Raw genomic sequence first — 12,689 nt, 5'->3', positions numbered from 1 at the left:
AAAGCAAGGAGCAAGACCATGAGTGCATTTCAACCCGACACCCTGATCAAGAACCCCCACGCCTGCCAGGTCGAAACCTCGGTGGAGGTCGCGGCTGATGCGGCACGCGTCTGGAACATCGTGGGTAATTTTGGCGGCTTCGATCAATTCATCCCGGCACTGGAGCACATCGAAATGACCGGCAAGGGCGTGAGGTCCCTGCGCAAGAAATTCTTCCGCGATGGGCAGAACCTGGTGGTGGAACAGCTCAACAGCCGTGACGACCAGGCCATGCACATGACCTGGACGCTGATCTACAACACCCTGGGCATCGACAACCTGTGGGCAGCCATGCGCGTCGAACCCCTGGCGGACAATCGCTGCCGCGCCACCTGGACCATCATCGCCGACCACACCGACGCCCATACGCCATTGGGCTTCAGGGATTTCCTCCAGGGCTTCGCCGATGAGGCGATGGGGAATGTGCAGGGGATGTTCAAGTAAGCGGCAATGCCCTGTGGGAGCGGGCTTGCTCGCGAAAGCGGTGGATCAGTTTGCAGTAATTTGACTGGACTGCCGCCATCGCGAGCAAGCTCGCTCCCACACTGAGCTGGAGTGAACCCAAGATTCAGGCTCACCAACCATCCCCTGTGGAAGCAGAGGTGGATGCGAAACCCAGGTCCACCGCCAGTCCCCCGTGGGAGCAAGCTTGCTCGCGATGGCGGTGGACCATTCAACCCAGCACCCGTGGCGAGGGAGCTTGCTCCCGCTGGCCTGCGCAGCAGGCCCCAGCATGCTTGCAGGCGGACCGCGTTGGTTGGCTTTACGACTGCTGCGCAGCCGAGCGGGAGCAAGCTCCCTCGCCACAGGGGAATGGGTCGGCTTGCGACTGGGGGTCAGATCTTGAAGCTGTCCACCAGTTGCTTCAGTCGATTGGCCTGCTGGGACAAGGCATCGCAATCCTTCAGGGTTTCATTGAGGTTGGCCACGCTTTGCTGGTTCAGCAGGTTGATGTGGCTGACGTCCATGTTGAGGGTTTCGACCACGGCGGTCTGTTCTTCGGTCGCCGCGGCCACCGACTGGTTCATGCCGTCGATCTCGCCGATGCGCTGCGTCACGCTGACCAGTCGCAGACCGGCCTGGTTGGCCACTTCCACGCTTTCTTCGCTGGAGGTCTGGCTGGCGTTCATCGTGGTCACCGCTTCACGGGAGCCGACTTGCAGCGAGGTGATCATCTTGTGGATTTCTTCCGCCGACTCCTGGGTGCGGTGCGCCAGGTTGCGCACTTCATCGGCCACCACCGCAAACCCGCGTCCGGCTTCACCGGCACGGGCCGCTTCGATGGCCGCGTTCAGGGCCAACAAGTTGGTTTGCTGGGAGATGCCTTTGATCACGTCCAGGATGTGCCCGATGTTGTCGGTGCTGGCGTTCAGGGTTTCGATCTGGGTGCACGAGAGGCTGATCTTCTGCGACAGCTCGGTCATGGCCTGGATGGTTTTTTCCACCACCTGGCGACCGTCATCGGCCTGTTCGCTGGCACCGCTGGCCTGTTGCGAGGCATCGGCGGCATTACGAGCGATTTCCTGGGTCGCGGCGCCCAACTGATTGATGGCCGCGGCCACACTGTTGGTGCGGGCGCTTTGTTCATCTGAGCCGACGAGCGAAGCGTTGGACGAGGTCATCACCCGCTGCGACAGGTCATGCACTTGGCGGGTGGCGGAAGACACTTCCGAGATCGACGCGTGAATCCGCTCCACGAACTGGTTGAACGAACCGCCCAACACGGCGAATTCGTCCTTGCCCTGTACGACCAGGCGCCGGGTCAGGTCACCTTCGCCCTGGGCGATGTCCTGCATGGCGCGGCCCATGGTGGTCAATGGACGCATCAACACCTGGATCAGCATGCTCAGCAGCAAGGCAATGGCCGCCACCGCGACGAACATCGCAATCAGCGCAGACGTACGGAACTGGCTCAGCGGCGCGTAGGCTTTTGCCTTGTCGATCGACAGACCGATGTACCACTCGGCGTTCGGCAGGCCGGTAACCGGGGTGAACGAAAGAATACGATCCTGCCCGTTCAGCTCAACCTCCTGGATCCCCTTGCCAATGCGCACCGGGGTGCCGGGGTAGATGTCCTTGAGGTTCTTCATCACGTGGTCTTTATCCGGGCTGACGATCACCTGACCGTCGCCGCTGACCAGAAACGCATGGCCGATACCACCGAAGTCCACGGAGTTGATGATTTTCACCAGGGTTTCCAGGCTCAGGTCGCCGCCCACCACGCCGAGCAGTTCGCCGTTGTGCTTCACCGGCAGGGCAACGGTCACCACCAGGCCACCCACCGCCGCCAGGTAAGGCGGAGTCAGCATGGTTTTATCGGCGGTCACCGCCTGTTTGTACCAGGGGCGCTGACGCGGGTCGTAGCCGTCAGGCATTTTGGCGTCAGGGCGTTGGGTGAAGACACCGTTGGCCTGGCCCACATAAGTGAACTGGAAGTTCGACGTCAGCGCCGGCTGATCGACCAGCCCCGGCAGATCGGCAGCTGCACCCTGATGCGCGATGTTTTGCGCCAGGTTTTCCAACACCAGTATCCGCCCACTCATCCAGTTCTGGATGCTGCTGGCCGTCAGGTCGCCGGATTGCTCGATGGACGACTCAAGGCTGCTGCCAATGGTGTTGCGCTGTAAATAATCGTTGTAGAGCGTGAACAGGGCAAAAGCCAGGACCACTACACCAGAGGCGGCCAGAAGGATTTTGTGGCTGAACTTTAGATTCATCGATGGGCTTCTTATGCAAAGAGTGGGGTTGCATTCCAGTTGCAATATTTTCATGTAAAAACAGGAGCAGGCTTTTTGCCATGCTCCAGTTTGGTGCACGCTTATCACTCTGTCGGCAAGGGCTTGGAAAAAATGAGGGGTTACAGGGAATTGGCCGACAGGGGGTAGAAGTACGGGCGCGGGAACCTTCAGTGGGCGGTGAACGGTGGTTGCAAATTCCCCGGGCGATGATGACAATGCGACCTATTATCATTTGTAACATCCAGGCCGTCGCGTCCATGTCATCTCCCGAGTTTGCAGTACAGGCGCTCTACAGCCAGCATCACGGCTGGCTCAATACGTGGCTGCGCACCCGGCTGGGCAATGCCGCTGATGCGGCGGACCTGGCCCAGGACACCTTCATGCGCCTGTTGCAGCGTAGCGAACGCCTGGAGCTTCGGGCCCCACGCGCCTTTTTGCGCACCATTGCCCAAGGCCTGGTGATCGACCATTGGCGGCGAGCGGAAATCGAACACGCCTACCTCCAAACCATAGCTCACCTGCCAGAAGCCGAAACCCCGGGGGCCGAAGCCCAGGCGTTGATCCTCGAACTGCTCGAAGCCATTGCCAGAATGCTCGAAGGCCTCAAGCCGAAAGTGCGCCGGGCCTTTCTGTTAGCCCAGTGCGAAGGCCTGACGTACAAGCAGATTGCCGAGCAGATGGGCATCTCGTTGCGCTCGGTGGAGCGCTACGTCGCCGATGCGTTGTATCACTGCTATGTATTGCGCTATGAAAGTTGAGTCGGTGGAACACTTGCAGAGCCGCCGCAACGGCCCGTCGCAACAGGTGGTCAGGCAGGCGATCAACTGGCTGCTGCGCCTGCGCAACCACACCACCCACCCCACACTGCGCCAACAGTGCGACACCTGGCGCGCCGCCCACCCTGAACACGAACTGGCCTGGCAACGGGTGCAATCGCTGCACAGCGAATTGACCTCGAACCTGCGGGCCGTGCCCGGTGCCCACATCGCCCTGGACACCCTGGAAAACAGTGCCCAGCGCCTCAGTCGTCGCCAGGCCCTGAAGTTGCTCTCGGGCGTTGCCGTGGTGGGCGGCGCGGCATGGCTGGGCAAGGACCTGGGCTGGCAGGCGTGGAATGCCGATTTCGCCACCGCCACCGGTGAACGTCGGGGGTTCCAGTTGCCGGACGGCACGCGGCTCGAGCTCAATACCCACAGCGCGGCCGACTTGGACTTCAGTCCCCGGCAGCGCCTGATTACCCTGGCCCGCGGCGAAATCATGGTCACCTGTGGCCGCGACCCGGGGCGGCCGCTGCTGGTGAAAAGCAGGCATGGTCTGTTCGAGGGGCTGGAGGGGCGCTTCGTCGTGCGCCAGCACAGCGACTGCACGCGCTTGAGCGTCACCAGCGGCCGAGTCGTCATCCGTTCGCACCCCAACAGCGATGGCTCGCCCATCCAGGTCGAGGCCGGGCAAAGCTACCTGGTCAGCTCATCGACAGCGACCCTGGCGCCGCCCCTGGACATGGACGCAGGCGCCTGGGCCGACGGCTTGATCGTCACCCGCAACATGCGCCTGGAAGATTTCCTCAATGAAGTAGGCCGCTACCGCCCGGGCTATCTGCACTGCGCGGCGTCGATTGCCGACCTGCGCTTGTCGGGGGTGTTCCGCTTGGAGGACACCGACAAATTGCTCGCCGTCCTGCCCCGCACGCTCCCGGTCCAGCTGCGCTATCGAACCCGTTGGTGGATCACGGTGGAACGCCTGGCTTGATTTTTTTTGGCGGGTTTCAGGCCGGCGTCCGGCTAGGACAGTAAGCAACCCTTATCTGCCTTCAGCGACTCCAACGGAACCTACAATGACTGAGCGCGTACTTCTCAAGAACCCCTTCGGCTTCTCTTCGCAACCAGGCCTGTTACGCCAGGCGATTCATGCCGCGCTGTTCTCCACGGCGCTGGGGGTCAGCGTCGCGCCGATGCTCGCGGTGGCCGCGCAAAACGTCGTGACCGCCAGCCGGCAGAGCTACAACATCCCCCCCGGTCCATTGAGCGATGTGCTGAACCAGTTCGCCCGCCAGGCCGGGATCACCCTGGCCAGCACGCCGGCGCAAACCGGCGGCGTCCAGTCCCCGGGGCTCAAGGGTGAGTATTCGCCCGACCAGGCCCTGAACCAGTTGCTCAGCGGGTCGGGAATGGTCGCCGTCAGCCAGGATGGCAGCAGCTACGTGCTGCACACCGAGACCGCTGGCAGCACGCTGGAATTACCGACCACCGACATCAAGGGCTTCGCCCTGGGTAACGCCTTGGGCAGCATGGAAGGCTACAACGCCACCCACAGCCAGGTCGCCACCAAGACCAGTACCGCCCTGCGCGAAACCTCCCAGAGCGTGTCGGTGGTGACCCGCGAACAAATGGACGACCAGGGCGCGCAGACCGTGTCCCAGGCCATGCGCTACACCCCCGGCGTGCTGACCAACCCCTACGGCGCCACCCACCGCTACGACTACGTGGCGATGCGCGGTTTCAACGACGGCTCGGTGGATAACATCTACCTCGACGGCCTCAAGTCCATGGGCGACAGCGGCACGTACAGCTCCATGCAGGTCGATCCGTATTTCCTCGAGCGGGTCGATATCCTCAAGGGCCCGTCCTCGGTGCTCTACGGTCGCAGCTCGCCCGGCGGCCTGGTGGCGCTGACCAGCAAGAAGCCGCTGTACGAGGCCTATCATCAGATCCAGGCCACGGTCGGTACCCAAGGCCAACGCGGCATGGGCTTCGACTTCAGCGGCCCGGTGGATGACGACAAACGCATCACCTATCGCCTGATCGGCCTGGCGGACAGCTCCGACACCCAGTTCGACCACAACAAGGAAAAGCGCTTCGCCCTCGCGCCCACGGTGAACATCGACTTCAGCGAAGACACCTCGCTGACGCTCCAGGCCTACCTGCAGCATGACCCCGACGGCGGCTACCACGGCGGCATGCCGGCCGCCGCGCACCTTGCACCAGCGCAACGGCCGACGAATTTCCGAGCACTTTTTCGAAGGCGAGCCTGGCGTCGACGGTTATGAACGCGACCAGCAGTCGTTCGGCTACCAGTTCGAACACCGTTTCAACGACGTCTTCACCGCCCGGCAGAACTTCCGTTACCTGGACTCCAAGGTCAGCAACGATCAGGTCTATGCCTATGACTGGACCACACCCACCAGCAACGAGCTGAACCGCTACTACACCGGCGCCGAGGAAAAGCTCCATTCCTTCATCGTCGACAACATGCTGCAAGCCGAATTCTTCACCGGCGCGACCAAGCACACCGTCCTGATGGGAGCCGACTACCAGCGGCGCAAAACCGTGGTCGACTGGACCAGCGGCAGCCTGGCGCCGATCAACGCCTTCGACCCGGTCTATGGCAACTCGGCTATCACTGGTCGCTATGACACAAGCTACCTGCGACGCCTGGAGCAGACCGGCGTCTACCTGCAAGACCTGATCGAAATGGACAAGTGGCGTTTCTCCCTCGGCCTGCGCCAGGACTGGGTGCAAACCTCGGATGAAAACCGCATCGCCGAATTCGGTCGCCCGCAAGGCACCGAGATCAACGACAAACGCACCAAGCTCACCGGCCGTGCCGGCGCGCTGTACCTGTTCGATAACGGGCTGGCGCCGTACATCAGCTACTCCGAGTCGTTCAACCCGAACTCCTATGCCGACAGCGCCGGCAACCCGCTGCCGCCTACCGATGGCAAGCAATGGGAGCTGGGCCTGAAGTACCAGCCACCGGGCACGGATGATTTGTACACCGCCTCGCTGTTCCGCATCGACCAGGAAAACCTGGCGACCAAGCTGCCCCAGGAAAACTTCTACCGCGCCGTCGGTGCCGTGCGCTCCCAAGGCTTGGAACTGGAAGCCCACCTGCAGTTGACCGAACAATTCAAAGTGCTGGGCAGCTACACCTTCACCGACATCGAATATTCGAAATCGATGGTCAGCACCCTCAGCACGCCCACCGACATCATCGAAAACAAGGGCAACTCACCGACCCAGGCCCCACGCCACATGGCCTCGGTCTGGGCTGACTACAAGTTCGACAGCGGCGCCCTCGACGGCCTGCGCCTGGGCGGCGGCGTGCGTTATGTCGGCTACAGTTGGGCCGATGCGGAGAACTCCATGAAAGTGCCCTCCTACACGTTGTTCGATGCTTCGGTGGGGTATGACCTGGGCAAGGTCGGCTTGAAGGGCGTGGACGTGCGCCTGAACGCGAACAACCTGACGAACGAAACCTACGTCGCCTCGTGCGCCAGCCTGAGCTATTGCTACATGGGTGAAGAGCGCAATGTGGCGGCGACGGTGAGTTACCGGTTCTAACCCGTTTCCCAGAGCTGACACCTCCCCTGTGGCGAGGGGATTTATCCCCGCTGGGCCGCGAAGCGGCCCCAAAAAGGTTGGCTGTGATCACACCTGACACACCCCGGCGCTTGGTCCTGGGCTGCTATGCAGCCCAGCGGGGATAAATCCCCTCGCCACAAGGTGTGTTCTCCATGCATAAGGTAGTGCGTCTCAAACCTGGGCCGCATTCACCTCATCGCGCACTACACCCTCTTCCCGCACAAACCGATTCGCCCGCACAAACGTACCAATGTCATTAAACCGCACGCCCATTTCCCGCATCACCTCATGGGCCACCGGCACCGTCAGTTGGCGAATGTAGAACGGCTCCTTCACCACAAAATGATGAATGCCGTGGCTGCTGCCGAAGTTGAAGCAGAACGCCTGCAACGGCCACAACCACCACGGGTTAAGCACCTGGGTTTGCTGGATGACGTTGCCCGGCTCGATGTCGCCGTAGTAATGCATGTTCGAGCTGACGAAATGCAGGCAAAAGGTGCGCAACACGTTCGGCCCGATGATCACCACCGCCGCGATGTCGATCACCTGCATCGTCGCCAGCGTGGTGGCCGACCAGTCAATTGAAGTCCCCAGCAGACTGGCAACACCATTGGCCCCGTGGAAACCTAGGAACACATACCAGGCGCCCCAGTGCAGCAACGCCAGGGGGAAATAAACCTTCAGCGTACGCTTGAGAATGCTGCGCTTGTGCGCCCAGGTCTTGGCCCGTAGCAGGCGGATGAAGGCCGACATCACGTTATCACCGACCATCAGCAAGCGCGCCAGCCCCCAGGGTTCGCCGTTGGTGATGGCCCGCTCCTCCATGTCGGCCTCGCTGCCAGACACCTTGTGATGGTTGAGGTGCAGGTGACGGCGGATCCACGGGTTGATCGTGCTCGGCCGCGCCAGCCAGACCAAACCCATCATCAGGTTGTGGGGCAGGCGTTGCTTACGGAAGTACATGCTGTGGATCAGGTCGTGTTCCAGCTCATGGGTCAGCGACGCGAAAAACGCGTTGAGCAACAGGCACGCCCACCCGGCCAGGTCACCGTTGATGTAGAGCAGCGCCGAACCGATCATCCCGGCCAGGGCAAACGCCAGGATGCCCGTGCCCAACGCATCCTGGTGGCGCAGGATTGGATAACGCTGGCGCAACTCCTCGCCCCGGGCCAAGACCACCTGGCGAATATGGGCCGCTCGTTGCTGTGCATTCAATCGCTCGGGGCTTGCGCAAGTGCCGTGCATGGCTTACATCCTCTGTTAGAGATGTGCTCATCCTGCCGGGCGTTGCCCCATAGGGTGGTAGCCGTATACGCCAACCTGTTGACCACAAGCGCCAATCGTCATGACGGAACCGACTTCCCTCGCCAGCTGGACCCGCGCCCTGCGCAAACAGCTCGATGCGCTGGGCCTGGACAGCCACGCCCTGTGCGTCGAGGCCGGCCTCGACCCGCAATGGATGGACGACCCGAACGCCCGCTACCCGCTCTCGGCCACCACACGCCTGTGGGCATTGGCCGTGCAGGCCAGCGGCGACCCGGCCATCGGCCTGCGGGTGTCGCGCTTTGTCAGCCCCACCACGTTTCACGCACTGGGTTATGCGCTGGTGGCCAGCGGCAGCCTGCGGGAAGTGTTCGAGCGGATCGTGCGTTATCACCCGGTGGTCAGCGATGCACTGACCCTGCAATTGAGCCGTGGCGAAGACCGCTACCGCTTCAGCCTCGATGTACCGGCAGGACGCCCAGCCCCGGCCTTCGAAGCGATTGATGCCTTCGCGGCGATTTACGTGCGCACCTGCCGCAACCGCCTTGGCCGTGATTACGCCCCCCTGGCGGTGTACCTACGCCGCCCGGAGCCGGCGGACCCCAGCCCCTGGCACAAGGTGTTCCGCTCGCCGATGCATTTCGGCGCCGCCCAGGATTGCCTGGAGTTCAATCTCGCCGATTTCGACAGCCACCTGGACGACGCCAACCCGGAACTGGCCGAACACAACGAAACCGTGCTCGAACGCACCCTCGCCCAGCTCAAGCCGCTGACCTGGGAGCGCAAGGTCCGCGCCGCCATCGAGGCCCAACTGCCCGAAGGCGAGCCCAGCGCCGAACGCATCGCCCAGGCCATGCACCTGAGCCTGCGCAGCCTGCAACGGCACCTGGCCGACGAAGGCTGCCGCTTCGACGCACTGCTCAACGAATGTCGGGAAAACCTCGCGCTGCTGCACCTGCGCGATCCCCAATGTTCGCTGAGCGAAGTCAGCTACCTGCTGGGCTTCGCCGATGCCAGCAGCTTCAGCCGCGCCTTCAAGCGCTGGACCGGGATGACGCCGGGGCAGTTTCGGGATGGGTTGCGCTAGGGATTTGCGGTGCCTGGGCTGGCCCTATCGCGAGCAAGCTCGCTCCCACATTGGGAGCGGTGTGACCACGACAGCTGCGACAGCCCCCAACCCCTGTGGGAGCGAGCTTGCTCGCGATAGCAGTGGGTCAGTCGGCACTCGGTTTAAGGCTGCGTGCAAGCCCAGCCGTCCAAGCCTCGATCATGGCCTCTCCAGTCGCCCTGAACCGTTGATTAGCTGCCATGTAATGGCGCATTTCAGCCACAGCAAGGTCCATCCCCTGAATGACCTGCTCCATCAGTTCCTTACAACGCTTTTCGGTCAGGTTGCAGGCTGAACGGCCGAACCTCACCAGCATTTTATATTTGGGCCAGGCTTTGGAACCGCCCAGCAACAACGCCATGTTGTCATTGCGGATATACACCGCCGTGCTGACGATGTCATAGGCTGGCGCAAGCCTGATCGACGCATCGGCACCGCAATGCTCATACAGCACGCCGAAATTTTTCAGGTGCGCATCGCCATTTTTCAGGCCGGCCGAGAGCGCAACAATCTTGAACAGGGACTCCAGCGCATGATTGAGTAAATGAGGAGAAACGAATGACTTTATCTGTCGGGCCGCTCCTTCATATGAGCCATCGTATTTAGCCCTCGATGGAGAGCCGTTGAGTACACAGAAATCCTCAAAGCCCAGATACTTGCCAGTGCCTGGCAAATCAAAGCGTTTAACGATCAAAAATTTACCGCGCTCGCTCAGCTCGAAGTCCGGCACCTCGAGCCCCGCGTGCAGCGCGGCTCGCATGCAAAAGAACTCATTGGCGGCCAATTCAGGAAACTCGTCGGAGCGAAACGCTTTGATCAGATGGGTGGCACCTCGATGGGTCAGGCGATCGATTGTCGATGCGCTGTCGCGAACCAGCACCTTGGGCTGTACGCCGGAAACGCCCGAATACTGCCCGTAGGTGTGCAACAAATCGTCGAATAAACCTTCGGCTCCGTCGTGCACCAACACATCCGCCAGACTGGTTTCGGGCGGCCCAGCCTCCGTCCGCAAGTGACCGATGCCTACCCGACCCAGCTGATGAGGCCCTACGATGGCAAGCATGGCGAAGTCATCAAAGCCTCGAACTGCTTTGCTGAAACGACGAACCAGCTCATCACGCAAGGCCCCCTCCGGCAGGTTCATTTCAAAGATCGGCGGCACGCCTGATTCCCAGGTGTAGCTTTCAAGGCGCATCGGCATGGTCAGCGAAACAGACTGCTCTTCGCACGCGCTTGCGGCGTAGGTGAACACGGAGTCACTGCGCTGCTGCCCTCGCCCCAGAACACCCACGTCCGCTTCGCTAACCGAGACCTGTAGCCTGTCCAGACCTTGCTCGTCAGCCATGGAAAGAATCCTTTTTCAGCGAATCGAGCGTAGGGCGTTTCGTTGGTCGGGCAACAGCCGTCAACTCGTAGCCAAACCCATTGAGGATTGCTTCTACCTTACGGAACCCTACCTCAGGAATGGTGTTGTTCTCGATGCCCGAAATCGTGGCACGGCTCATACCGTATTGCGCAGCCAAGGCCTCCTGAGAGAGGTTGTGTTCTTTACGCAGTCGCCTAATTACTTCGCCGAGGGTTTTCATGCTTATATTCCGCATCGTATACAGTGCAAATTATTAAACAGCCAGAATATGCACTGTATTTGATTCAAATTTAATCGAAGTGTAGCGCATGCACACATTCCTGTGGGAGCTTGCTCGCGATAGCGGTGGATCAGCACCAGCGATGTTGGCTGTACTGCCGTCATCGCGAGCAAGCTCGCTCCCACAGATTTCAGGTCGTGGTCAGGGCCCGCAACCGCTCGATGTCGAGGATTTCGATCTCGCCATAACTGAGATGAAGGATGCCCTGGGCCTGCAGGTCCTTGAGGATCTGGTTGGTGGTCTGGCGTGACAGCGAGAGCATCAGCGCCAGTTGTTCCTGGGGCAGTTGCAAGACCCGTCGGGCCGGTTCGATTTCGCCGTAGCCTTCGGCGATCATCAGCAGGCGGTGGGCCAGACGGGCCGGGGCGGGCATCAGGCTCAGGTGTTCGAGGTTGATGAACGTCAGGCGCAGCTTATGGCTCATCAACAAGGCAAGATGCCGCCAGTAGATCGGTTGCGCTTGCAGGAAGGCCAGCAACGGCGCCTGGGGCACGTGTAGCAGCGCACATTGACCCACCACGACCGCATCATGGGTCCGCGGCTGGCCATCGAACAGGCAGATTTCACCGAACCAGTGGGGCGCTTCCACCACGCTCAGCAACGCCTCCTTGCCCTGTTCGTTCACCGCACCGACGCGCACCGCGCCTTCCAGTACGGCATACAACCCGCAGGGTGGATCGCCGCGCTGGAACAGCCGATGGCCCGGCGGCAGACGGCGCACCCGTGACATGTCCAGCAGACTATTCTGTAACTCATCAGGCAGATGGCTGTACCAGTGGCCGGCCATCAGATGTGAGTGCCAGGGATGCGAATTCATGGAAACTCCGGGACAAGTGTCGGCTAACTGACAGAACGCCGTGGGGTACCCGGGCATCATGCAGGCATCACCTCAGGAGGAACAACAATGAAAAACCTCGTCGATCACCTCAGTCAATACGCTGCCTATCACCGCGACCCGCGCAACATCGCCAGTCATTTCATCGGGATTCCGCTGATCTTCGTCGCCGTCGCCGTGCTGCTGTCACGGCCCGGCTGGCCCGCGGGCGCGGTGCTGGTGTCGCCGGCGCTGCTGGTGGCGGTGGCCAGTGCCTGGTTCTACCTGCGCCTGGAGTTGCGCCTGGGCGTGCTGATGACGGTGCTGCTGGGCCTGGCGGTATGGCTGGGCCAGGTGCTCGCCGCACAAAGCACCTGGGTGTGGCTGGGCAGTGGTCTGGGGATGTTCGTGGTGGGCTGGGTGATTCAGTTCGTCGGCCACTATTACGAAGGCCGCAAGCCGGCGTTCGTCGACGACCTCACCGGGCTGATTGTCGGGCCGTTGTTTGTGGTGGTGGAAGCGGGCTTCCTGCTGGGGCTTCGCGGCGAATTGAAGCGGGCCATCGAAGAGCGCGCCGGGCCGGTGGCGTTGCGCAACCAGCGTTCGGCGGCCTGAAACAACGCAATGCCCCCGCCTGCCCCCTTATAGGAGCGAACCTGTGGGAGCAAGGCTTGCCCGCGATGGCATCGCCTCGGTCGATCCGCTACACCGAGGTGTTTG

The 12,689-nt window shown here is 61.6% G+C and carries 10 protein-coding genes and 1 pseudogene; 6 read left to right on the top strand and 5 right to left on the bottom strand.

What is annotated here, in order from left to right:
* Positions 1–18 precede the first annotated feature (18 nt).
* The gene (locus tag PSH84_RS05580) at positions 19–483 is read left to right on the top strand and encodes an SRPBCC family protein (RefSeq protein WP_305482387.1); all 465 of its coding nucleotides are present in this window, start codon (positions 19–21) and stop codon (positions 481–483) included.
* A gap of 392 nt (positions 484–875) precedes the next feature.
* Here PSH84_RS05580 and PSH84_RS05575 read toward each other — a convergent pair whose 3' ends face one another.
* A complete protein-coding gene (locus tag PSH84_RS05575; protein ID WP_122566727.1) occupies positions 876–2,756 on the bottom strand; it encodes a methyl-accepting chemotaxis protein in 1,881 nt (626 codons plus the stop codon).
* Between the two features lie 278 nt (positions 2,757–3,034).
* Here PSH84_RS05575 and PSH84_RS05570 point away from each other — a divergent pair, with 278 nt between their 5' ends.
* From PSH84_RS05570 to PSH84_RS05560, 3 genes and pseudogenes are all read left to right on the top strand, one after another.
* A complete protein-coding gene (locus tag PSH84_RS05570; protein ID WP_122566728.1) occupies positions 3,035–3,535 on the top strand; it encodes a sigma-70 family RNA polymerase sigma factor in 501 nt (166 codons plus the stop codon).
* Positions 3,525–4,526, top strand: coding sequence for a FecR domain-containing protein (locus tag PSH84_RS05565; RefSeq protein ID WP_122566729.1), 1,002 nt, complete (start codon positions 3,525–3,527; stop codon positions 4,524–4,526). Before PSH84_RS05570 ends, PSH84_RS05565 begins: the two co-directional genes overlap by 11 nt.
* Before the next feature lie 85 nt (positions 4,527–4,611).
* Positions 4,612–7,117, top strand: a pseudogene (locus PSH84_RS05560) (TonB-dependent siderophore receptor).
* 192 nt (positions 7,118–7,309) lie between these two features.
* On the opposite strand, the gene PSH84_RS05555 reads toward PSH84_RS05560, so the two are convergent.
* Positions 7,310–8,383 carry a fatty acid desaturase gene (locus PSH84_RS05555; RefSeq protein WP_305482386.1) on the bottom strand — a complete coding sequence of 358 codons (1,074 nt, stop codon included), beginning with the start codon at positions 8,381–8,383 and terminating at the stop codon, positions 7,310–7,312.
* Positions 8,384–8,483: 100 nt separating this feature from the next.
* Here PSH84_RS05555 and PSH84_RS05550 point away from each other — a divergent pair, with 100 nt between their 5' ends.
* Positions 8,484–9,488: an AraC family transcriptional regulator gene (locus PSH84_RS05550; RefSeq protein WP_122566732.1), complete on the top strand. Its 1,005-nt coding sequence runs from the start codon at positions 8,484–8,486 to the stop codon at positions 9,486–9,488.
* 127 nt (positions 9,489–9,615) lie between these two features.
* On the opposite strand, the gene PSH84_RS05545 is transcribed toward PSH84_RS05550, so the two are convergent.
* The 3 genes from PSH84_RS05545 to PSH84_RS05535 form a co-directional block, all read right to left on the bottom strand.
* A complete protein-coding gene (locus PSH84_RS05545) occupies positions 9,616–10,854 on the bottom strand; it encodes a type II toxin-antitoxin system HipA family toxin (protein WP_305469123.1) in 1,239 nt (412 codons plus the stop codon).
* Positions 10,847–11,095 (bottom strand): helix-turn-helix domain-containing protein, encoded by a 249-nt coding sequence (locus PSH84_RS05540; RefSeq protein ID WP_305482385.1) that lies wholly within the window; start codon positions 11,093–11,095, stop codon positions 10,847–10,849. The genes PSH84_RS05545 and PSH84_RS05540 overlap by 8 nt, the downstream gene beginning before the upstream one ends.
* A gap of 190 nt (positions 11,096–11,285) precedes the next feature.
* Positions 11,286–11,972, bottom strand: coding sequence for a Crp/Fnr family transcriptional regulator (locus PSH84_RS05535; protein WP_305469120.1), 687 nt, complete (start codon positions 11,970–11,972; stop codon positions 11,286–11,288).
* Positions 11,973–12,059: 87 nt separating this feature from the next.
* Here PSH84_RS05535 and PSH84_RS05530 point away from each other — a divergent pair, with 87 nt between their 5' ends.
* Positions 12,060–12,584 (top strand): Mpo1 family 2-hydroxy fatty acid dioxygenase, encoded by a 525-nt coding sequence (locus tag PSH84_RS05530; RefSeq protein ID WP_305469119.1) that lies wholly within the window; start codon positions 12,060–12,062, stop codon positions 12,582–12,584.
* Positions 12,585–12,689: the final 105 nt, after the last annotated feature.

The sequence above is a fragment of the Pseudomonas beijingensis genome, assembly GCF_030687295.1.
Lineage (GTDB): Bacteria > Pseudomonadota > Gammaproteobacteria > Pseudomonadales > Pseudomonadaceae > Aquipseudomonas > Aquipseudomonas beijingensis.
Note: the sequence above shows the minus strand (reverse complement) of the source record. Positions and strands in the feature narration are given on the sequence as shown.